Consider the following 21,573-nt stretch of genomic DNA (forward strand, 5'->3'; position numbering starts at 1 on the left):
TTAATTAATATATTGTTATGAAAGTAACTATTAATCTTTATTTAACCTAATTGATTTTGAATGGGGGTGACATATCAATGAATAATAATGAACTTAGTTGGGATTCCTTTATCGCCATGGGGTATGGAGAAAAAAAGGTATATAAAAAGAATGAAATTTTGTTTCACCCCGGAGAAATAGGCAAAGGATTTTATTATCTTTTAGCAGGAGAAGTAAAAATCAGTGTAATTTCGCGCGAAGGACATGAGAGAGACATTGACTACGTCACTCCAGGGGAATTAATTGGTGTACAAGGTATACAAAACGAGCCTTATACCTATACAGCAAAGGCCACCATTTCCTCTACCGTCTATTTTTTTTCAAACCTAATGTTTAACCAATTATGCGCCAAGCTTCCTGAAGCAGCAAGTGTTCGCACAAATTCTTTAATAATGAAAGTTCGATTATTGGCAGAATCAATAAATATTCTTACTGCTCCTGCTGAATATCGACTTGCTCATTTTCTATATGGCTTGTATCTCAAAAAAGAAGACCCTAAAATCAAAATTAGTCGGACCTCATTAGGGCATTTTATTGGGACTTCTAGAATTACTGTTTATAAAATAATTAGACAACTAGAACAGGATGGTCTAATTGAAATAAATAAAGGGTATATTTATTTACTGGACATATACAAACTTAAAACTTTTTTAGACTCCTCCCTTCGACCTTCTCATCAAGCATATCATACAAAGAATTAGTTTAAAAACTATTGTACTTTTCTGGTATAACAACCAAACAAATGAAAGCACTTTCAAAAATAGCGTTCATTTGTAGATAAAAATCGTATCTATTTATTTTTCCACATTTCAACAAGGGGGGGTTTTTATTGTCGAAGTATACCACTGATAAGCAAAATAAACATTTCATAGAACCTTACTTAAGGTACGCAGAAAGAAGATTTATAAGAAAAAAAACGATTTTATTTCAACAAGATGAAAAAGGACAGGGATTTTACTTTTTAAAAGATGGATTTGTTAAAATTACCACTACAGATTATAAAAAAAATACTAGAATTATAGATATTCCCACTTCTGGGACATTAATCGGTGAACAGGTACTTAATGGAATGCCTTATTTTTCTACTGCCACTGTCATAAAGGATTCAATTTTATATTACTTTTCAATACAAACATATAATAATCTAATTCAAGATTATCCTGAAATCGAAAATTTAGTTGTTAATTCTATAATAGACAAATTAAAACTTCTTCTTTCTGATATAAATGTAAAGAGTATTCCAACGGAGAATCAGGTAGCCTTTTGCTTATTAAAATTAATCGATATTTACAAAGATGTTGAAATCGATTTAACACAACAAGAATTATCTGATTATACCGGTTTGACCCGTATAACCATTTATAAAATTTTGAAGAAGTGGGAGGAAGACGGTATACTTCAAATTAAAAATAGAAAAATATATATTTATAAGCCATATATACTTAAAGACTACATAGATTAAGACCGAAAACCCTTTTCCTAATGTACCGATTCAAGTTGTTTTTTTCTCTTAAAGTTTTTTCTAAGCAGGCGTTTAGCTAACAAATAACCGGAAGTGGCATTTAATCCTGCGCCCGGCCAAGTGGAAGCTCCAACGAGATAAAGTCCTTCAATGGGTGTGTCGTACTTAGATCTTCCTGGGATCGGACGAAATAAGTAATTTTGCTGGAGTTGGTGGCTTCCTCCCACACTATCCCCACCAACAAGATTAGGATTTTCTTTTACTAAATCAGCCGGAGACATAGTGCAGGCTGATAATATTTTCTGTTTGATGTCAGGTGCATAATGCGAAATTTTATCAATGACCCTTTCTGCATAACATTCCTTTATATTCTCCCAAGTATCGGGATGAATAAGATCCAATGCATCTGACTTCGGCCTATACGGGAGAGCACGCACCTGAACCCACAAAGTATGCTTTCCTTTTGGAGCGCGGGACGAATCAACAGCGGATTGTTGTCCGATGACAAGCATTGGGCTGGCTGGAAGCCTTTGGTTTAAAGCATCCGTATAGGTCTGTGCAACATCGGATGTATAGGGACAAATATGCACGTAACAAAATTGGGAAAGATCCTCACTGGCATTCCATTCCAATGGGCCATCCAATGCCATATGGATCATCATGGTGCCAGGCCCATTCTGAAATTTCCGAACCTTTTGCACATAAATAGAAGGAAGCGCTTCAACCGGAACTAATTTTTCAATTAGCTGTGATGGATGAATATTGGCGATTACGGCATGTTGAGCATAGACTTTTTGTCCATCCCCCAATATGACACCTACAGCCCGTCCATTTTCAAGCAATATTTGCTCTACCTGTCTCCCCAGCTCCACTTTGCCTCCCATCGATTCTAACAAGGAAACCATGGCGTTAATCATATTGCTTATACCGCCTTTTGCCAACGCCATGCCGTTCTTGTAGTCTAACGGAACTTCAAGAAATGGAAACATTGCTCCTCCTGCAACATCAGGAGCATAATCCAGATGAAATCCCCAAGGAATAAACAAAGATTTGATCTTCTCTGATTCAAACCACGATTCGGTAAATTGACGAGAAGTGGAAAGAAGCATTTTTACCAAGTCAAGCACACCGTCCCTGCCAACGTTCCTGTATAATTTATACACTTCCCTAACTAACGGCCACGAAGGCATCTCCTTTTGTGATAAAGACATTAGATAAGGAGAAACCTGTTCAAAATAGGCAAGCAGCTGTTTCCATGATTCGGCGTCCTTCAAAGACTGTCTAGCAAATTCATTTAGGGTCTTCTGCTTATCCATATAAACCCGGGCCACATCGCCATCGGGAAAAGCACTGGCAAACGGTTTATCCGCAATGACTACTTCCAACCCTTTTTCATGCAGTTGTTTACCCATTTCCTTGTAGATTGGTGATCCAAGAAATAATCCAATATTCGTGGCAAATAAATCATGCCGGAACCCCTTTATTGTCACCTCGGAAGTTTTTGCAGCTCCACCAGGCAGCTTGGAACGTTCAAGGACTAGTACCTTATAACCTTCTCGAGCCAACATTAATGCAGTAGTCAATCCATTATGTCCTGAACCAATAATGATAAAATCAGCGTCATACATAAGAACCCTCCATTCTAGTGTTTGCAAACTTATTGAATGAATTGACTAACGTCCTAGTAAAGCAAATGATTCTTCAATCTGTCCCTGAGAAATTAGTTCTCGTATTCTTGTAGATGAAATAATCTTTCCTCCAGAACAACAAACAGGTTCCATGACCCGAACATTGAAATAAGTTCCAAGGAGATTGATATCTCCCTCTCGATTTTTGCCAAAACGAAAGTCACTGCCCACAATGATCTCTAATGGATTAAGGCGTTTTAAATATTTAATAAAATCAATAGGCGGACGAGATATATAAAATTCATCAAACTTTGCTACTACTACATAATCAACCTCTAACTGTTTGATCAAAGTCAGTTTCTCTTTCACCGGAGTTAAAATACGAACCCCCTGAAAGTAAAATCGGGGTGGAGGATCGAAAGTATATGCCAAACTCGGTACTCTTAGCACTTTAGATCTTTCCACCGCTTCTCCAATCACGGCCTGATGTCCTTGATGAACTCCATCAAATGCTCCGATGGCTATAACTGATCCAGACAGCTTTAAACTTCCTTCTGAATGTGTTTCTATATCGCTTACCTCCTCAAAAAACAATATCCTGTCTATCGAATATAATTATTTTTATATTCAGATAAATTGTTTTCGAGATCATCCATAATACCTTTAAATTGTAAATAAAGATATTACTTATTTGATAGTTCCTTCGACTGACCTACTTTTAATGCTTCATCTACCATATCAAACTTACCATTCCTTTTAATATTATTGTAGAATATAGCTTTCTTTCGTATTGGATCGCCAGTATAATAGCGTTCATATTGAAGTAAACGCTGTCCAAATGCTTCACCACATAAATCCCAAGCTAATTTAAATATGCTTACACGTTCGACCCCAGAAATACCTTCTCTTCCGACATAATATCGATCTAAATCTTCCCTTAATTCTTCACTTTCAAAATCAGCACCGGTTGGTGAAAGCAATAGCCCGCCTGCTCCTAAAATTTGCATGACTTCAATAGCACGTGGATACATATTTGGCATGTGTCCACGAATCGTTTCAAGAGCAACTCCATTAGGCATTACCTCCCCCTCTGGTGTAGTCTCATATTCATATTCAGCAGCATGTAACAATGCTCTAATGGTTTCCACAGACTGGAATAATTCTCCGAGTTTTTCTTGCACATGTAAGTATGCATCGACACCAATCGAATCAGCCAATCTAGCTGCTACTTCGGCGGCAAATTGTAACTTTACAAGTCCTCTTACTGCTGACTGATGAGAAGGTTGTTGAGCAATTCCCGTTTTTGGATAAAGTAGATTCGCAGCTTCTACATTGTTATAAAGAAACACTCGATCCCAAGGAATTAAAACATCCTTAAACACAAGTAATGCATCAATTTCCTCAAAACGTGAGGCTAATGGATGGTCAAATAATGGACGTTTTCCATCTTGCATCGATTCACGGCAAATAATTCGTAGTCCTGGCGTATCAATAGGAAGTGCAAATGAGATAGCATACCGTTCATCTCCAGGTTGGAACCCAGGGAAAGTATAGATAATCACTTCATCTGTCACTGGGGCAAGTGTTGCTAAAAACTTTGCTCCCCTTACGATAAGACCTTCTACTGTTTCCTCAACAACACCTAAATGAGTAAACATATCCTTTTGTTCATGTGAAGACTTCCTGCGATCATTTTGAGGGTTGACAATCGCATGGGTTAAAAACAAATCATTATCACGGATATATTTATAATAATCACGGATATTTTCTCCCCATTGAGGATTATACTTTTCTAAGAAATGAGCGTTACTATACAAGGAGGTAAGGACTACATTTAAAAAGTCAGGAGATCTTCCCATCAAACCAAATGTAGCTTTTGCATAGGCTTCAAATGCCTTTCTGCGTTTAATTAAATCTTCATAACTTCTTGGTTCTAAAAATGCATTGTTTACTCTTTCTCCAGTTTCTTCGCAGATATGAGTAATCTGTTCTTTATATTCGGGATCATGCTGCAGATCATATAATTTTGCTATTTCAATGACTGCCTGCTTTAATACGGGCTCATCTAATACATTTTCAACTTTTCTTCCTTCCAACCAAACCTCTGGTTTTCTCGACTTTACTGCATTGATATACTGTTCACCTGTACGAATTCCCATATTCATCTATCCCACCTTAATATTTTTACCATCTATTGATTGATTTGCTTAATTTCATATTAATGCTGTAATCGTTTTCAAACTGTAAACCAATTAACATTTCAAAAAAACTTTCAGGATAGTTTTACAACTATCCGAGATATATGTTAAATAGTTAACCATTTTATTTGTTTTTATAAAAAACCTATTAAAAAAAAAGCCAGCAGAACCGTCCCGTCCCACTGGTCACCAGTTACTTTAGGTATTTTTATTGGTACTGTTCTAAAAGATTTTGGTTTAATCTTTATTGATTAATGAAAGAGTGGATTCTAATACTACGGCCCATTCTTCTGTTTCAGGGTTGATGAGTTTAAAATGTTCTGAATTAGGAAGAACTTTAAGGGCAACATCATCCCCCGCAGATTCAGCAGCTTTTGCAAACTTTTCACTAATACCAACTGGCACATTTATATCTAGTGATCCATGAATAATTTCAAGAGGTATACCGATTGGTAGTAATTCAATAGGTGAACATTCAGCAAACCTACTTGGAAAGTCCTTATTATTACCTCCTATAAGGTCACGAGTAGGATTATCATCGGCTTTCATAATGATTTCCCTCTGATAATGGACTTCACACATAAGTGCTAAATCACTAACCCCCGATAAGCTAATAACCCCTTTTATGGATAACGGATTTTCAAGTCTAGACAATATACTATCTTGAGGAAGCCTGTGCCTGGCAGCTGCCCATAATGCTAAATGTCCGCCGGCTGAGTGACCAATTGTCACGACACGGTTTAAATCGAGCGGATCGTTTTCAGACAAAGTACGAACAAAATCAACCGCTTCTGAAACATCCTGGAAAGTGCCTGGCCATCCTCCACCTTCTTGACCAACCCGCCGATATTCTATACTCCATGTAGCGATGCCTTGTGCTGTTAAACTTTCAGCGAATGGATTCATATGATCCAATGAAAATCCTGCTCGCCAAAAACCTCCATGAATAACAATTGCAACAGGAAATGGCCCATCCCCCGCCACAGGAAGCCTTAAATCCCCAAATTGATTTTCATTGCAGCCATAGGATATTCTTTTAAAATCTCTTTCTTCTGAAATGCTCATTGTAATCTACCTCTTTTTTTTAAAATCAATACCTCTTATACAACAAGCGTACGTTTGTTGCTATAGTTCTCATAATCCTTATTAATCGCTATTTCCTCGAGGATTTCCACGAGTCGATACACTTCCTCATATGAAACATAGAGTGGTACCGGCGCAAGCCTTATGACATTCGGTTCACGATAGTCCGGCACAACACCACGATTTTTCAGTGCTTTACAAATGCGGTATGCTTCCTCATGTTCAAGACAAATATGTCCGCCACGTTTATGATCTTCGCGAGAGTTTCCAATGGTGTAACCATATTTCGCCAAACGTTCATCCGTCAGATCCATCAAATATCTGGTAATATCCAATGATTTCGCACGAATCTTTTCCATACCAACCTCGTGATAAATGTTTAGAACCCCTTCTAGTGGAGCCATAGAGAATAACGGCTGTGTCCCCGTTTGCCAGCCATGAGCGTTTAATTCATGATCAAACTCATTGAGCAGCTTGAATTGAGTTTCTTTGTTATTTCCATGCCATCCAGCTAAACCCGGTTCCTTTTCAAAGTGCCTTTTATTGATGTAGAAACCGGCAATAGCACCCGGTCCCGCCGATAAATATTTATAATTGCACCAAACGGCAAAATCAGGATTAATATGTTTGAAATCATGCGGAACGATTCCGATAGAGTGGCATAAATCCCAACCAATAATAATTCCCCTATCATGGGCTTCTTTTGTAATACGTTCCATATCAAGCAGCTGTGCACTCCGGTACAAAATCGATGGAAGCAAAATCAACGCCACTTCTTCTGTCATTCCTTCAATAATCGCATCCTCAGAAATAAACCTTCCATCAGAACTTGCTATGACTTTAACCGCATCTTTCGGGTCATACCCTTTTAATCTTACTTGGCTGTCAACTGCATACCGATCTGAAGGAAAATTAAGATCATCGACTAAGATTTTGTAACGGTCTGGTGTAGGCTTATAAAATGTACTAATCCCTTGATGGATATTAATGGTTGTATTTGTCATAACCGTGACTTCATCGGCATCCGCCTGAATCAATAGCGCAAGTTTAGCACCAAGAACTTTTTGATACAGGAAATATTTGCTATCCTCGACATCCCAAATACCAATTCCGTGTTTCTCCCACAAATCAATCACATGGTATAAAGCTTCTTTCGCATCTTTCGAACACAGTCCTAATGAATTCCCATCCATATAGATCACATTTTCCTGAATACAAAACCGTTCCCGTATTTCCCTTAAAACATCTTCATGGTCCTTCCTCTTAGCAAACTCCAAGCTGTTCTCAAATTTTATCAATTTACCTCACCCTTTTTATTAATTTAATAGATTTTTATAAGCTGGGGCCTTTGTTACTTATACTTTCATCGTGACTTTTTGAATTGGTTTTCTTCCAAATAAAATAGGCAACTGATATGAAAATTAACTCTGGAAAGCCAAATACTAAGGTACCTTTAAACATAGGAGAAAACCAAGTAGATAAAACGACAGATGCTAACAAAATTGCACCCAGAATTGTTAAGTAAGGATATCCGATCATTCGTACAGGAAGCTTCCGGCCTCCTTGCTGATCCCATTTTTTACGGAAAAAGAAATGTGTCACAAAAATCATAAACCAAGCAAACATCGCACCAAAACTTGAAATCGAGATCATTTGTACAAATGCTGTATTAGGGGAAATAACTGAATAAACCGACGCTATTGCAATCCCGATTGCTGAAGTAGATAAAGCAATGACAGGAACCTTATTTTTGCTTAACTGACCTAACTTCTTAGGGGCATATCCTGCACGCGATAATGAAAACATCATTCGAGTAGAAATATATAATTGACTGTTCATAGCGGAAAGCGCAGCAACAAGGATAACAAAATTCATGATTCCTGCTGCTCCGGGAATGTGGAGAATCTCCATCACTTTTACAAATGGACTTTTGTCTGAACCTGCGGAACTCCACGGAACAATCATGACCATAAGGAAAAGCGTTAATAGGTAAAATAAGATAAGACGAATAACCGCAGAGCGAAGTGCAATTGGCACAGCTTTCTCAGGGTCTTCCGCTTCCCCAGCACTAACGGCAATCATTTCAATACTTAAATAACTAAAGAGAGAAACAAAGATAGCAATCCACATTCCCCAAAACCCATTTGGGAAAAAACCACCGTGTATCGTTAGGTTTTGTGTACCGATATTTGTTTGATTTCCTCCAACAATGACATAAGCCGCTAAGATAATAAAACCAACAATGGCGATAATTTTAATAAGGGAGAACCAATATTCAACAGCACCAAACACATTTACACTGGTAGCGTTTACATAAAGAAGCAAAGCAGAAAATAGTAAAATCCATACAATCCCTGGAACAGTCGGAAACCAATATTTCATGTAAATGGCAACCGCAGTAATTTCCGTGCCAACTGCACAAACAAGACTAAACCAATAGGAATAGCGAACAGCGAACCCTGCCCAAGGATTCAAATATCGTTCAGCGTAAGCACCAAATGATCCTGAAGTCGGATGAGCAACGGTCATTTCAGAAAGGCACCCCATCAGCAGCAAGGAGATTAACGCACCAATCGCATAGCTTACTATCACGCTTGGACCCGCACTGCCAATTGCAAGACCGCTACCTAAAAATAATCCAGTTCCAATCGCACCGCCAATGGCAATCATGGTAAGCTGGGAGGTTTTTAAACTCTTATTTAATCCTTTCTCCCTTTCGATAATATCCTGGAAATTGTCATTATGTTTCATTTTCCTCACCTCATATAAATGACGTAAATATGCACTTTACTATTTTTCTTGCAAACTATTTTTTTCTTATGGCAGTAGCATAACGCTATATTTCTAATTCCTTTACACTCCTCCTTATTTTGGAAAGTAAATTAGTTGGTTTTTAATAAATGTGTTAATCAAATCATTCTGTAAACCACTAATCCGAATTTACTATATTTTCTCACAATTTAGATTATAATATATTTCCGACATCATGTCCATAATGTTTTCGACTTAACGTCGAAATTATTACACAACTTTAGATTACGTGTACTTATTGCTTTTTTTCCTTATAAATAGCTTCTACATACATAGTGGTTAAGGTAGCTGCAACCTCTTCAAGTGAAAAATTATTATTATTAAAAACAATCTCCCATTGATAGTTTTCGTTAGAGAAAAACCAGCTTTGCGCCACAATTTCTGCCTTTAGATCTGTTCGAGCCAATCCTTTCAATTGAGCATAAGTAATATCCTTTGTGATACTTTGAATAAATCTTAGTCTAATTTCCTCCCATTTTTCATTCACTATGGTTGAAAGCCCAATGGCCTCTGAAAAAACCTTCATTATCTCCCTTTCTGTATCTGCTATTTGCAAGAAATCTAATACTTGAGTGTAAATAATCTCTTTCGCTTCATTTCTAGTTATTGGAAAAAACGGAGTATTTGCAATTTCAAAGAATTTATTCATAACATCTTCCATTAACACGATAAATAGGTCATCTTTGCCTTTAAAATGACCATAGAAAGTCCCATATCCTATATTTGCTTGTTCCATAATTTGTTTAACCGTTGTATTTCTAAAACCTTCTCGTGAAAAAACTAAGTGTGAAGCCTTAATAATTTTATTTCGAGTTATGATAGACCGTAAATGCCTTCCATCTTCAACATTATTTTTCTCTCTCATCATGATCCACCTTATCAACTTTATTACCGCTAGATAATTCGTATTTTACCTTTTATCATAGCTAATAATAATAAAAAACTCCACCAGATATGTTGAATTAGAAAAAAGAAGAGAATCAAAAACAGATCGATTAACCATCTTAAAAAGGGAACAATCTATATTTGAATGTAAAGAAGAGATGCCACTGTGGGTAGCACCTCTTCTTACCTTTTCACTCACTTACAATACATGGATACACTGCCTAAGCCTTCAAAATTGGCAATCACCGAATCTCCGGGCTTAAATGCGATGGCTTCGGTGATCGCGCCGCTCAGGATGATATCTCCCTTTTTTAGTCCTTTGCCGCGGGCTCCCAGTTCGTTAACCGCCCAAGCAATCGCTGTAGCCGGATGGCCTAAAACGGCTGCGCTCGAACCGGTTTGAGCCACTTCGCCATTTTTGGACATCACCATGCCGACGTTTCCTAAATCAAGCGTGCTTGGTGAAATCCATTTACTTCCCACGACAAATTTAGCGGAAGAACAATTGTCCGCAACGACATCCACTAAGGTGAAGCGAAAATCTTTATAACGGCTGTCAATCACCTCAAGTGCAGGCGCCACATATTGGGTTGCTTCTAAGACGTCCTCTTCCGTTACGTTTTCACCTTGTAAGTCTTTCCCTAATAAAAAAGCAATTTCTGGTTCGACTTTTGGATGGATCAACTCTGAATAGCAAACCGCTTCCCATTCAAAAGCGAGCATATCGCTATGTAAGTAACCATAGATTGCCTCATTGACGCCCATCATTTCTTGTTTCGCTTTGCTCGTTAAGCCTAACTTCACACCGACCGTTTTCGTGCCGGCTTCCGCTAATTTGCGGGCAAGTAAACCGTGTTGTAATTCATACGCATCCTTTACTGTCAATTCCAGATATTCGTCCGTCACTTTAATAACTTCCCGTACATCACGCTCTGCAGTATACAAATATTCAATAATTTCTTTGTTTTTATTTGTTAGTAGCGTCATCCTTTATGCCCTCACTTTATTTATTTTTGCCCATGGGGCTGTTACCGATTTACACATAACCCCAGCCGGATCGCATTATTCGAAATGAACCGTTACCGACCCAAGTGCACCAAACTTCGCTTCAATGGTGTCCCCGGCAGCAACCGGTACGGCGCCTGATAATGCTCCTGGTAAAATTAATTCATCTTTTTTCAAAGTAATTCCGAATTCATGTAATTTATTGGCAAGCCAGGCAACCGCGTGTGCCGGATGGCCAAGTGCCGCCGCACCTGCACCTGTTGCAAGAAGTTCATTATTTTTAAATAGAGACATGCCAGCTGTACGTAAGTCCACACCGTCGAGCGCTGTATATTTATCGCCCACGACAACTTTAGCAGAAGAACCATTATCGGCCACTGTATCAATTAATTTGATTTTCCAGTCTTCTACCCGGCTATCTATAATTTCGAGTGTCGGCACCACATATTTGGTTGCCATCACCACGTCTAAATAGGTAATATTCGGTCCGACTAAATCCTCTGCAAGAACAAAACCGATTTCCGCTTCAATCTTAGGCGAGATCATCGAATCGGCCTTTACAGTTGCGCCATTCGCCACACGCATATCATCTAACAAATGTCCATAATCAGGTTCATTCACGTTCAGCATTTTTTGCATAGCTGCACTTGTTAACCCTACTTTTTTTCCAATAACTTTTTTCCCTTGGGCTAGCTTTACATTGACCGCTTCCAATTGGATTTGATAGGCATCTTCCACCGTTAACTGTTCATCGCGATCCGTCAAGGCTTGGACCGCTTGCCGCATTTCTTCCGCTTTCAATAGTTCATGTGCATACTCAATCGTTCGTACTGCCACCAGAATACCCTCCTCATTCGAAATAAACAAAAGGTGAGCATGTGTCACCTTTCGTTTATTGCTTTATTTTTTCATAGTAATGGTTTTCGCTTCTGTATAGAAATCAAAACTATGGCGTCCGCCTTCACGGCCGATGCCGCTCGCTTTAGCTCCGCCAAATGGTGTGCGTAAGTCTCGGACATACCAGCAATTCACCCATAATAAGCCGGAGTGAACTTGTGATGTCACGCGGTTTGCGCGTCTTAAATCATTTGTCCACACAACACCTGCCAAGCCGTAGATGGAATCATTGGCAATTTGAATTGCCTCTTCTTCCGTTTTAAATGGAATAATCACCGGTACAGGCCCGAAGATTTCTTCCTGGGCAACGCGCATTTTATTGTTTACGTCATAAAGAACAGTCGGCTCATAGAAGTTTCCTTCTGTGAGACCCGGGGCCCGCTTACCGCCATGGGCCAATTTTGCACCCTCCGCAAGCCCGATTTGTACGTATTCATCAACAGATTGTAAATGGCCTTTTGATACGAGCGCCCCCATATCCGTCAATTCGTCAGTTGGGTCACCGACTTTTATTTTCTTCACGGCTGTAACAAACTTATCCAAGAACTTGTCATAAATACTTTCTTGAACAAGGATTCGCGAACCAGCTAAACAAATTTCACCTTGGTTGCGGAAAATCGCCTCAATCGAACCGGCAACAGCTTCATCTAAATCAGCATCTTCAAAAACAATATTTGCTGATTTGCCTCCAAGTTCTAAGGAAACAGGGATTAGGTTTTCAGCGGCATTGCGCATCACTATTTTTCCAGTATTGGACTCACCGACAAACGAAATTCTGCGAACGGATGGATGGGATGCCATTACAGTCCCCACTGAACCTCCTGGGCCAGTGATAATATTCAGTACGCCAGGTGGCAAACCGGCTTCATTGGCAATCTCGCCAAGCAAGACGGCACTTAACGGTGTATAAGATGCCGGTTTAATCACGACAGTGTTTCCTACTGCCAAAGCAGCTGAAGCCTTCCACGTCATTTGCATAAACGGCAGATTCCACGGAATGATTAAACTTGTCACACCCGCAGGCGCATACTGGACATAGGACATATGATTGCTCATATCAAAATGCTCATGGACCATGTATTTGGCCATCTCAGCGAAAAAGCGGAAGTTTTGGGCAGCGCGAGGAATATCAAAACCGCGGCTTTCCTTTATCGGCTTTCCGACATCTAATGTTTCAACTAGTGCAAGCCGATCGACATTTTCCATAATTAAATCGGCCATCCGGCAAAGGATCTTTGATCTTTCTTCAACAGGCAAGTTTCTCCAAACGCCGCTCACAAATGTGCGCTGGGCAACGTCAATCGCTAGCCTTGCATCCTCTTGGCCGCCATTGGCAACCGAAGCGTGCTTTCGATTTGTTGCAGGATTCAGGGAATCAAACGTTTCCCCTGAGAGTGCGTCCCGATACTCCCCATTGATAAAAAGCTTCGCATCCTGAATGATGGTATTTTCAGCTACTAATTCTTTCGCCATACCCGTACCTCCTATTCCTCGATCTCAAGAATCATCTCAATTTCAATTGCAGTATTATTCGGTAATTGTGCCATTCCCACCGCTGAACGGCCATGCTTTCCTTTTTCACCAAAAAGTTTCATTAGTAAATCAGATGCACCATTCATCACTTTCGGCTGGTCGTTAAACTCTTCCGTGCTATTGACCATTCCGAGCACTTTAACGAACTGCTTGACCTTACTTAGTTCGCCAAGTTCATTTTTTACCACACTTAAAAGGTTCAGCATCGATTGCTGTGCGGCTAAATAGCCTTCTTCGACCGTTAAATCCCGGCCCAGTTTCCCGTGGTATTGGTCGACGCCCTGACCGGCGGTGAACAATAGATTCCCGGTTCTCACACAACCTACGTAATCTCCATGTGCTGGACGTAAAGCGGGTAGCTCCAGTCCTAATTCCACTAGCTTTTCCTCTGGTGTACTCATCGTTTGATCTCTTCCTTTATTTCAATATTTAAAAAGGCAAGCGCATTTCTGCCTAACATATCCTGTTTTTGTTCTTCCGTCAGTTCAATCGTGTCATCAATGACCTTTCCAGGCGGAATTTCCCTTAATAAAAACGGATAATCCGAACCCATCACTACTTTTTCGTGCCCAAAACGATCCACTAAATACTTGATGTTTAACGGATCATAATTTAAAGAATCAAAGTAAAAGTTTTTCGCATAATGGCTAGGTAGATTACTGATTTGACGCAAATCAGGCCATACCTTCCACCCTTGATCCAGGCGCGGCAGGATGTACGGGAAAGACCCGCCGCCATGGGCGAAACAAATCTTTAAGCCTGGGAATTTCTCCATCACTCCGCCGCAGATTAAGCTGGCAGCTGCCAAAGCCGTTTCACTTGGCATTCCGACAGTGTACATAAAATTATGGCGCGGCATCCGTTCCCTGCCTAACGTTTCCCATGGATGGACAAACAATGGTACTTCCCATTTTTCCGCCATTTCAAAGAACATCGTAAAATCAGGGTCATCCAAATTTTTACCGTTGATATTCGTCCCGATTTCGATTCCCTTTAAACCAAGCTCATGCATGCAGCGATCCATTTCGCGAATCGAAACTTCTACATCCTGAAGTGGAACGGTACCTAGACCGATAAAACGATCCGGATGCTTTTTCACGGTATCGGCGATAAAGTCATTTTGAATTTTCGACATTTCGTCTGCCGCTTCCGGTTCGGCCCAATAAGAGAACGTCACAGGAATCGGCGACAAAACTTGGATATCGACACCTTCTTTATCCATATCCTCGATTCTTTTTTCCGGACTCCATACCTGGTCCGTTACTTCACGGAACACTTTCCCGGCGACCATGATGTTCGCGCCGCAGGAACATGTTTTCTCCAGCGTCGGCCAGCGTTCGCCGCCAAATTTTTGGGCGAAGTTTGGAATGTCTTCGGGAATGATATGTGTATGAAAATCTACTCTCATTTCCATAACCCTACTTCTTCTGACATTACGTGGCCGCAGCTTTCACATGTACGAAGATCTTGGCTGCTATTGAATTCTTCAATCGCTCCTTTTACTTGCGTTTCTATATTAGTCAGCTGCACACTCTTCCGGTGCATTTCCTTATCACAGTTATCACAGAACCAAACGAAATCTTCCAGTTCTCCTGTGGCACGCTTCCGTTCAATTACCAAGCCGTAAGTATCTGCTACACGGTGCGGGGAATGCGGCACATTCGCCGGCAGCATAAATACTTCTCCTTCCTTCACCGTTACAACTTCACGTTTGCCATTATTAATGACCTCGACGTAGCAATCGCCTTTAATTTGATAAAAGAATTCATCTGAAGGATCGACGTGGAAATCACGGCGTTTGTTCGGCCCGCCAAGAATCATACATATAAATTCGGAGTCCTCCCAAAGCACCTTATTATTAACTGGCGGCTTGAGTTGATCCTTATTTTCTTCAATCCATTTTACTAAGTTAAAAGCATTTAATTTTGTCATCGTAGCCATTTATAATCCCTCCAATTTATTATTTTTCTTAGTAAATCGTCAGGAGGTCTCTAACCCTTGAAGTCTACTAAGTTTCTAATACCAATATAGTGAAAAAGTGCTTTCAGTAAAATCCAGTTTTTTCATAATGTGAAATTAGTTGAATATTTTAAAAATACTTATGATTGTTGATTAGATTGATATGTCGGTACTAACAAAATCACTACGGAAGCAACCACGGCTATTATGGCAAACAAATAAAAATTAAAACGGAAACCCACACCCATACTGAGAATGATTCCAACAAGGATTGGACCGGCAACTGCACCGAAACGTCCGATGGCGGAAGAGATCCCAATGGCAGTGGCACGATTCTGGGAATTATAGTGTTTCATCACATAACTCGCCAGGACAAAAGTTGTGCCCGTGGTTCCAAACCCTGCAACCGCAATAAGTAGATACATGATCACGATATTGAACTTGATACTAAGCAGGGCGATACTTAATGCCGCTAAAAAATAGGTAAAAGAAATTACTTTTTTCGGACGAATCCGATCCGCTGCTGCTCCTGCTATAATTCCGCCGAAAATAGCGGCTAGATTAAAGATAAGCAAAAACGCCAAACTCGAATTCATCGGATAACCTGCTTGCTGCATGATTTTTGGAAGCCACGTATTCATGCCGTAAATGAGGAGAAATGCCAAGATATAAATGAAACTGAATAACACAGTGGAGGCCACATATTTTTTTGAAAAAATACTGACCAAGCTATTGGATCTCCCTGTCACTTCCTCTTCACCAGCGACTTCCTCTGCCAACTGATGTTTCTCCATCAGCTTTTGGGCTTTCGTTTGCTGATTGGCTGCCTGTAAAAATTTAATAGACTCTGGCAAATACTTCATGGCAAACGGTACGATTAGAATCGGGATCATACCCAACCAAAATAAAAATCTCCAGCCGAAAGGTACAATGAACAGCATGCCGGAAACCGCTGCCGCTACTCCGCCAAAAGCAAAACCGGTATACATTAATACATAGACTAACGAACGATATTTTGCCGGTGAATATTCCGTGGTTAAGGCAGATGCGGCCGGAACAATTCCCCCTATTCCCAATCCAGCAATAAAACGGAATACAGCAAAGCTCTCTGGCGAATGGGCCAATGCCGACAGCATCATCATGATGGACAATAACACCAAAGAGGCAAGTAACACTAGTTTTCTTCCAAATTTATCGGAAAGTACACCGCCGGCCGACGACCCAATAAACATCCCCAATAGGGCATAGCTTCCCATGGCCCCTGCCTGTGTGGCGGACAAGCCCCATTCACTTGGATCCATAAGGGATGGAAGGACCGCACCGTAAACAACTAAATCATAGCCTTCAATAAAAATAGTCAGCCAACAAATAACTGTGACTAAGATCGTTACTTTACTAAAAGGTTTCGTTACAGCAGATTCCTGTTTGGTTAGCTGATTTTCTACGGCTACATAAGCATTATTTTTCATTACACATGACCTCCAGTTTTAATTGATTAATGGTAAATTTTCAAATTGAGCTAATACTTCTATTTGCCTCTTGGAAAAATTCACTCTATGACTCTGTTGAACGGTATTCTTAAGAAAAGAAATGATTTTAGGATAAAGAAGATGGTTTGGATAATCAGAAACAGCTCCTCCTTCAATGCCGGGTAATTGATTAAACCAGAAATGACCTTTATCCTCTATTTCCGTAACCTCTACCTCAATGTTTGCTTCTGTTAATTTTTCATAGAAGACGTGCGATTGTGAAGGATTCAGAACCTGATCTTTCCCACCCCAAATTAGATAAAAGTTGGTATCAAATGTTGGGCTGGTGACTGCCTCGTCAATATACGTAACTGGTGAAGCCTTGGTGAAAGCCCTTTCATTTTCCTTAAAGGGTAATCCAAGTAATTTTTCAAACATATTATTTTTCCGCTCCCGAACGGGATGTAGACACTCCGCTACTAGATCATACACGCCATACACACCAATAACAGAACAGATCTTATAACTAAATGGCCGAACCTTTAACGCGAAAAGTGCAGCTAAGTAGGCACCGGCTGAATCCCCGATAAGACCAATCTTGCCAATATTTAACCCCCTTTCATTCGCTTGAAAAACCAGCCAATTCATAGCCATCTCTACATCTTCTAAAGCGCCTGGATAGGTTGAATAGGAGGAAGTGGCCAGCCTGTAGTTAATTGCCATTACGAAATACCCCTCCCCGGCAAGCTTTTCCCCCCAGTCTTTATACATTTCTTTCGAACCCGTTTGAAAGGCACCGCCATGAATCAATACTAAAACCGGCAAACCTTCCACTATCAGTGACGGCTTATACAGATCCGCTGTTAAATATTCCTTTTCCGTCTTACCAAACACTACATTTCTTTCTACAAGTACATGATTCGTCATCTACTTTTTCTCCTTTTTAGATTTTGAACAACAAAAAAACCATAACTGCACAGACCATTCCTATCGGAACAATCTAGAACAGCTATGGTTTGCCTTCTTTAAAGACCACCCATTGCTAGGCATGGTTTATAGATATACAGGAGCAACTGTATACGTTTGTTGTAATCACTATAATACCGAATATTCCGCATATTGTAAATAAAAACTTTTAGGAGCTTTTCCACATATTTTTTTCCAATAATAATACGGCTGTTGCTGAGTCATTTTCCAAATTCCAAGATTCATAGTTTTCGAGCACCTTGCATCCTAGAAATTCCTCAAACTTGGCAATTCGATGTTCTTTATCCATGTCTAAAAATACTCTTCTTGACTCTATCACGACCCTTTGTCCCTCTGGGCTTTGAATGAGCTTTCTTTCTCGTTCTGTTAATATGCCGCGGAGGAAATAAACAATCGTATCACCAATAAATCGAACTTCGGCACTTTTAGGACCTTTCCCGCCCTGCTTTTTCACATAATTGTTTACAAAACTTAAGAATTCTGCCTCAAATGTCTTGGGATCCGTATGCTTCATAATAAAAAACACCTCCATAAAATGTTGTGGAATGGCGCGGATTAAATTTCAATATACCCTAATTCTTTTGAGATGGACTGCGCCGTATTTCTGACACTTTGGATGATCATGTCTCGATTACTGCCTTGCATATAGGAAGTGGGTCCGACTAAATTAACTGCCGCCAGTATGTCGCCTGAATAGGAAAAAATCGGTGCTGCAATCCCATACATACCATCTGAATTTTCATTATTGCTGATAGAGTAGCCATGTTTCCGAATCTCAGCTAGCTCTTTTTTTAACTGATGAATATCTGTAATGGTATTGGGGGCCTCATACGACAACCCCCGATTAATAGTCTCTTGTAGAAATATTGGATTGTACGCAAGCAAAACCTTTCCAGAGCTCGTGGCATAGGCTGGTTTCCTTGACCCGATGTACGTTTGGATGGGTGTCGATTCCTGGGAAGATACCCTTAAAACAAACACAACGGTCCCTTTATCAAACATGGCAATATGGACAGTTCCTCTAAATCGATTGATCAATTCCTTCACCAATGGCATCGCTTTTTCGTAAACATCTTGCTGAAACATCACATGATTATTCCACTCTAGTAATTTCCAGCCAAGCCGATATTTTTTCCGATTATCCTTCATTAATACCCCTTCATCACATAATGTGGAGACGATGTGATGGGCAGTACTAACATTCATGCCTAGTTTATCCGCAATCGTTCCAATCCCCAAGGCAGGATCTTCATTTGAAAAACAACTTATAATTTGACAAGCTTTTCTAACGGACTCAATCACAATAGACTCCCCCTCTCTATTCTTAATAAAAGGGCTCAAATAATAGAATAATTAGAATTATTTTAAATTTATTATAATGAAGTCTCTTGAGGGAAGCAAGGGGGGGAGGGTTTTCAGATCATTGAATGACGACTCTTTTGAATCAGCCCCTTTATAGTGATATAAACTTTTTTCCCTATTTTCTTTCCGAAGCCGGTACACCGGCAATTCCCCAATGAGTTTTTGGTATTTCTGATACCATTACTCTTACACTTTGTTTAGGTGCATCTAATGTTTCAACGACTGTATCTGTAATATTTTCAATTAATGCCTTTATTTTTTCAGGTGGTCTTCCTTCTATAAGATTTATTTGGATAAACGGCATTGCAATTCCCCTTTCTTACATCGATTTTACTAGAAAATGTTTTATTCCCTAACGGAGAAAGTAACCTCACCTAAACCAGCAAATTTACCAGAAACAAAGTCGCCAGCTTGTAATAGGATTGCGCTTGTGATGGCTCCTGATAAAATGATTTCGCCTTTCATAATTTTGTCCCATTTTCTAGCATATTTGCTAACACAGCAATCGAATTGGCCGGGTGTCCCAATACAGCTGCACCGGCTCCTAATTCTTTAATTTTTCCATTAATCTATAATGTTGTTCCTACTAATTCAAGATCAAAACCATATTTTTTCCATGTTTCTATTAATTCTTCAGGAAGTTTATCCTTATATTTTAAAATAACATCTTCATCAACTGTTTCATGTTTTAATTTGATTATTGAGTTAATTTCACATATAAATAAGTATTCTTTCGCTGCTCAGGTGACATATTCTTCACACTTTCCCTAATTTGCTCATCAACAACATCAATTCTATATTTCCATTGTAAACCTATCAAGGAATTTACTCTTTTATCCCCCAAACCTCCAATAATGTCTGCTCTTCCTCCAGCTATTTGATCTGGATTATACCTTTGAAAAAACCCCAAGGATTCGTAAAAATAGTGACGACCAAATCCCAGAGACTTACAAAGATATCTGCGACTCCCTTGATAAACCCATCCAATATTTCAATGGCAATCTTTTTATACAACGATGGTTCAACATTTGCCTTGGAGTTCAACCCATTTTGTCTGTAAAACCATTTGGCTCCTGGGACATTTTTGCATATAAAGCCCTATTGGCAGCGTTACCTCTGTATTTCATCGGTGATGCGAAGGATCCGATGGCCTCCGCTTTCCTGACCAGCCTCCGCTCAGCCTCACTCATATGACTCTCAGTCAGACGAATGTAACGCTCGATTTGGTCCAGCTTTTGCTGATACTTATTTATTTTACTTTTAAACGTCTTTTCAAGTTGGTGGACTTAGCTGGGCGCTACCCCCGAAATATGGGTTAGCAAAGAACTTGCCGTGTATTTGCCGTATAAGCAGCACGAACGATTGTCCTACTTTCATCCAGTCGACTGATCGCTTGCCTTACATTCGTTCGATATCCTTCTAAAATCTTAATCTTTCCATGACATAAACGCCGCTTTGCTTCTTTTTCTAAATCAATCATTCTATAGTTCCATCTCCATAGCCGTTATGATTATTAGTGATATGAAAATTTTACCAAACACCACATAAAAAGAAATCCTACAATAGTCTCATCGTGCCACGGGGAGGGTTGGATTTATAAGAATTCTCCCTACAACTCTGCAAAGGAAATTGTCGAGAATTGCCAGGGGAATTTTCACATAATCCTCCATCTATTCGCGCGATTCGACCGGATTCACTTGAACCTGCATTATTCTTTCTATTCCCCGTATTTCCGATACTAAATAAGCTGACTACGGGTTTTTCTTCTATCAATAGCAACCGTCCATTATCCTTAATTTTGACGTCGCCTTTCCCTATTCCTCTGTAATTCCCCTTGTTTCCAAATATATTTTTGCATGTATAACGTTAAAACAGCTTTCTATCCTTGATTCGGAATTTTGGTCTTCATCAGCTTCATGGAGAACTTTGATGATACCGACAGTGACTGCGACAATAAAAAAAAGAGCAGATGTTTCTACACCTACTCATTTTCCGAAATTCCATTTTTCTCCACCCTTTTACTTACTTATCCCAGTCAGGTTCCATTGGAGGATGAACGCTAAGCTGATTCCTTTTCCGTTACCTTATCAGAGCGCTTCTTCATTAATCTCCCCTTTACCGATTTCAATACATGGTACGTAGTCGGGACAATCACCAAGGTTAAGAGTGTAGAAGTCAATAGCCCTGAAATCACCACAATTGCCAGCGATCTTGAGATTAATCCGCCTTCACTTGACAAGGCTAATGGTAATAAT

23 protein-coding genes and 1 pseudogene are annotated in these 21,573 nt (G+C 39.7%); 2 read left to right on the forward strand and 22 right to left on the reverse strand.

Annotated elements, in window-relative coordinates; translation table 11 throughout:
• Positions 1-77 precede the first annotated feature (77 nt).
• Both BANVL01_RS25055 and BANVL01_RS25060 read left to right on the forward strand, forming a co-directional pair.
• The gene (locus BANVL01_RS25055; protein ID WP_066092806.1) at positions 78-740 is read left to right on the forward strand and encodes a Crp/Fnr family transcriptional regulator; all 663 of its coding nucleotides are present in this window, start codon (positions 78-80) and stop codon (positions 738-740) included.
• A 128-nt stretch (positions 741-868) separates the two neighbouring features.
• Entirely contained in the window at positions 869-1,501 is a 633-nt protein-coding gene (locus tag BANVL01_RS25060; RefSeq protein WP_066092809.1) for a Crp/Fnr family transcriptional regulator, read from the forward strand.
• Between the two features lie 17 nt (positions 1,502-1,518).
• Here the strand turns inward: BANVL01_RS25060 and BANVL01_RS25065 are convergent, their stop codons facing one another.
• The 22 genes and pseudogenes from BANVL01_RS25065 to BANVL01_RS25155 all read right to left on the reverse strand — a co-directional run.
• Positions 1,519-3,129, reverse strand: a complete 1,611-nt coding sequence (locus BANVL01_RS25065; RefSeq protein ID WP_066092812.1) for a phytoene desaturase family protein — start codon at positions 3,127-3,129, stop codon at positions 1,519-1,521.
• A 45-nt stretch (positions 3,130-3,174) separates the two neighbouring features.
• Entirely contained in the window at positions 3,175-3,723 is a 549-nt protein-coding gene (locus BANVL01_RS25070; protein WP_235845752.1) for an FAD synthetase family protein, read from the reverse strand.
• An 89-nt stretch (positions 3,724-3,812) separates the two neighbouring features.
• Complete coding sequence (locus BANVL01_RS25075; RefSeq protein WP_066097038.1) at positions 3,813-5,288, reverse strand: 4-hydroxyphenylacetate 3-hydroxylase family protein; 1,476 nt, start codon at positions 5,286-5,288, stop codon at positions 3,813-3,815.
• Between the two features lie 276 nt (positions 5,289-5,564).
• Positions 5,565-6,392, reverse strand: coding sequence for an alpha/beta hydrolase family protein (locus BANVL01_RS25080; protein WP_066092815.1), 828 nt, complete (start codon positions 6,390-6,392; stop codon positions 5,565-5,567).
• A 35-nt stretch (positions 6,393-6,427) separates the two neighbouring features.
• Entirely contained in the window at positions 6,428-7,708 is a 1,281-nt protein-coding gene (kynU, locus tag BANVL01_RS25085) for a kynureninase (protein WP_066092818.1), read from the reverse strand.
• A 34-nt stretch (positions 7,709-7,742) separates the two neighbouring features.
• Positions 7,743-9,161 carry an amino acid permease gene (locus BANVL01_RS25090; protein ID WP_066092821.1) on the reverse strand — a complete coding sequence of 473 codons (1,419 nt, stop codon included), beginning with the start codon at positions 9,159-9,161 and terminating at the stop codon, positions 7,743-7,745.
• Between the two features lie 295 nt (positions 9,162-9,456).
• Entirely contained in the window at positions 9,457-10,086 is a 630-nt protein-coding gene (locus BANVL01_RS25095; RefSeq protein ID WP_066092824.1) for a TetR/AcrR family transcriptional regulator, read from the reverse strand.
• Positions 10,087-10,301: 215 nt separating this feature from the next.
• Positions 10,302-11,093 (reverse strand): 2-keto-4-pentenoate hydratase, encoded by a 792-nt coding sequence (locus tag BANVL01_RS25100; RefSeq protein WP_066092827.1) that lies wholly within the window; start codon positions 11,091-11,093, stop codon positions 10,302-10,304.
• A 75-nt stretch (positions 11,094-11,168) separates the two neighbouring features.
• Positions 11,169-11,897, reverse strand: coding sequence for a 2-keto-4-pentenoate hydratase (locus BANVL01_RS25105; RefSeq protein ID WP_066097045.1), 729 nt, complete (start codon positions 11,895-11,897; stop codon positions 11,169-11,171).
• A gap of 114 nt (positions 11,898-12,011) precedes the next feature.
• Entirely contained in the window at positions 12,012-13,481 is a 1,470-nt protein-coding gene (locus BANVL01_RS25110) for an aldehyde dehydrogenase (RefSeq protein ID WP_066092830.1), read from the reverse strand.
• Between the two features lie 11 nt (positions 13,482-13,492).
• Complete coding sequence (locus BANVL01_RS25115; RefSeq protein WP_066092833.1) at positions 13,493-13,942, reverse strand: RidA family protein; 450 nt, start codon at positions 13,940-13,942, stop codon at positions 13,493-13,495.
• On the reverse strand, positions 13,939-14,955 hold the full coding sequence (locus BANVL01_RS25120) for an amidohydrolase family protein (protein WP_066092836.1): 1,017 nt from the start codon (positions 14,953-14,955) through the stop codon (positions 13,939-13,941). Before BANVL01_RS25120 ends, BANVL01_RS25115 begins: the two co-directional genes overlap by 4 nt.
• Positions 14,946-15,482 (reverse strand): 3-hydroxyanthranilate 3,4-dioxygenase, encoded by a 537-nt coding sequence (locus BANVL01_RS25125; RefSeq protein WP_007088040.1) that lies wholly within the window; start codon positions 15,480-15,482, stop codon positions 14,946-14,948. Before BANVL01_RS25125 ends, BANVL01_RS25120 begins: the two co-directional genes overlap by 10 nt.
• A gap of 158 nt (positions 15,483-15,640) precedes the next feature.
• Positions 15,641-16,969 carry an MFS transporter gene (locus tag BANVL01_RS25130; RefSeq protein ID WP_066092839.1) on the reverse strand — a complete coding sequence of 443 codons (1,329 nt, stop codon included), beginning with the start codon at positions 16,967-16,969 and terminating at the stop codon, positions 15,641-15,643.
• A gap of 18 nt (positions 16,970-16,987) precedes the next feature.
• The gene (locus BANVL01_RS25135) at positions 16,988-17,896 is read right to left on the reverse strand and encodes an alpha/beta hydrolase (protein WP_066092842.1); all 909 of its coding nucleotides are present in this window, start codon (positions 17,894-17,896) and stop codon (positions 16,988-16,990) included.
• A 208-nt stretch (positions 17,897-18,104) separates the two neighbouring features.
• Complete coding sequence (locus BANVL01_RS25140; RefSeq protein ID WP_235845754.1) at positions 18,105-18,470, reverse strand: Na-translocating system protein MpsC family protein; 366 nt, start codon at positions 18,468-18,470, stop codon at positions 18,105-18,107.
• A 41-nt stretch (positions 18,471-18,511) separates the two neighbouring features.
• Entirely contained in the window at positions 18,512-19,258 is a 747-nt protein-coding gene (locus tag BANVL01_RS25145; RefSeq protein ID WP_066092845.1) for an IclR family transcriptional regulator, read from the reverse strand.
• Between the two features lie 175 nt (positions 19,259-19,433).
• Positions 19,434-19,622: a 4-oxalocrotonate tautomerase gene (locus BANVL01_RS25150; protein WP_066092848.1), complete on the reverse strand. Its 189-nt coding sequence runs from the start codon at positions 19,620-19,622 to the stop codon at positions 19,434-19,436.
• Between the two features lie 41 nt (positions 19,623-19,663).
• Positions 19,664-19,920: pseudogene (locus BANVL01_RS28890) on the reverse strand (fumarylacetoacetate hydrolase family protein); the annotation flags it as partial.
• 95 nt (positions 19,921-20,015) lie between these two features.
• Complete coding sequence (locus tag BANVL01_RS28455) at positions 20,016-20,228, reverse strand: polymorphic toxin type 15 domain-containing protein (RefSeq protein ID WP_268874974.1); 213 nt, start codon at positions 20,226-20,228, stop codon at positions 20,016-20,018.
• Positions 20,229-20,633: 405 nt separating this feature from the next.
• Entirely contained in the window at positions 20,634-20,798 is a 165-nt protein-coding gene (locus BANVL01_RS27585) for a hypothetical protein (RefSeq protein WP_156482415.1), read from the reverse strand.
• 579 nt (positions 20,799-21,377) lie between these two features.
• A partial coding sequence (locus BANVL01_RS25155; protein ID WP_156482416.1) for an efflux RND transporter permease subunit occupies positions 21,378-21,573 on the reverse strand: 196 nt, incomplete at its 5' end.

Source organism: Neobacillus novalis NBRC 102450 (assembly GCF_001591805.1).
Lineage (GTDB): Bacteria > Bacillota > Bacilli > Bacillales > Cytobacillaceae > Neobacillus > Neobacillus novalis.

Excerpts from the sequence above, each read along its gene's own strand:
- BANVL01_RS25055 (WP_066092806.1), top strand. The coding sequence starts at position 78 with ATGAATAATAATGAACTTAGTTGGGATTCCTTTATCGCCATGGGGTAT.
- BANVL01_RS25065 (WP_066092812.1), bottom strand. The coding sequence starts at position 3,129 with ATGTATGACGCTGATTTTATCATTATTGGTTCAGGACATAATGGATTG.
- BANVL01_RS25075 (WP_066097038.1), bottom strand. The coding sequence starts at position 5,288 with ATGGGAATTCGTACAGGTGAACAGTATATCAATGCAGTAAAGTCGAGA.
- BANVL01_RS25080 (WP_066092815.1), bottom strand. The coding sequence starts at position 6,392 with ATGAGCATTTCAGAAGAAAGAGATTTTAAAAGAATATCCTATGGCTGC.
- BANVL01_RS25090 (WP_066092821.1), bottom strand. The coding sequence starts at position 9,161 with ATGAAACATAATGACAATTTCCAGGATATTATCGAAAGGGAGAAAGGA.
- BANVL01_RS25095 (WP_066092824.1), bottom strand. The coding sequence starts at position 10,086 with ATGAGAGAGAAAAATAATGTTGAAGATGGAAGGCATTTACGGTCTATC.
- BANVL01_RS25100 (WP_066092827.1), bottom strand. The coding sequence starts at position 11,093 with ATGACGCTACTAACAAATAAAAACAAAGAAATTATTGAATATTTGTAT.
- BANVL01_RS25105 (WP_066097045.1), bottom strand. The coding sequence starts at position 11,897 with ATGCGGCAAGCGGTCCAAGCCTTGACGGATCGCGATGAACAGTTAACG.
- BANVL01_RS25110 (WP_066092830.1), bottom strand. The coding sequence starts at position 13,481 with ATGGCGAAAGAATTAGTAGCTGAAAATACCATCATTCAGGATGCGAAG.
- BANVL01_RS25115 (WP_066092833.1), bottom strand. The coding sequence starts at position 13,942 with ATGAGTACACCAGAGGAAAAGCTAGTGGAATTAGGACTGGAGCTACCC.
- BANVL01_RS25120 (WP_066092836.1), bottom strand. The coding sequence starts at position 14,955 with ATGGAAATGAGAGTAGATTTTCATACACATATCATTCCCGAAGACATT.
- BANVL01_RS25125 (WP_007088040.1), bottom strand. The coding sequence starts at position 15,482 with ATGGCTACGATGACAAAATTAAATGCTTTTAACTTAGTAAAATGGATT.
- BANVL01_RS25130 (WP_066092839.1), bottom strand. The coding sequence starts at position 16,969 with ATGAAAAATAATGCTTATGTAGCCGTAGAAAATCAGCTAACCAAACAG.
- BANVL01_RS25135 (WP_066092842.1), bottom strand. The coding sequence starts at position 17,896 with ATGACGAATCATGTACTTGTAGAAAGAAATGTAGTGTTTGGTAAGACG.
- BANVL01_RS25140 (WP_235845754.1), bottom strand. The coding sequence starts at position 18,470 with ATGAAGCATACGGATCCCAAGACATTTGAGGCAGAATTCTTAAGTTTT.
- BANVL01_RS25150 (WP_066092848.1), bottom strand. The coding sequence starts at position 19,622 with ATGCCGTTTATCCAAATAAATCTTATAGAAGGAAGACCACCTGAAAAA.
- BANVL01_RS27585 (WP_156482415.1), bottom strand. The coding sequence starts at position 20,798 with ATGATTGATTTAGAAAAAGAAGCAAAGCGGCGTTTATGTCATGGAAAG.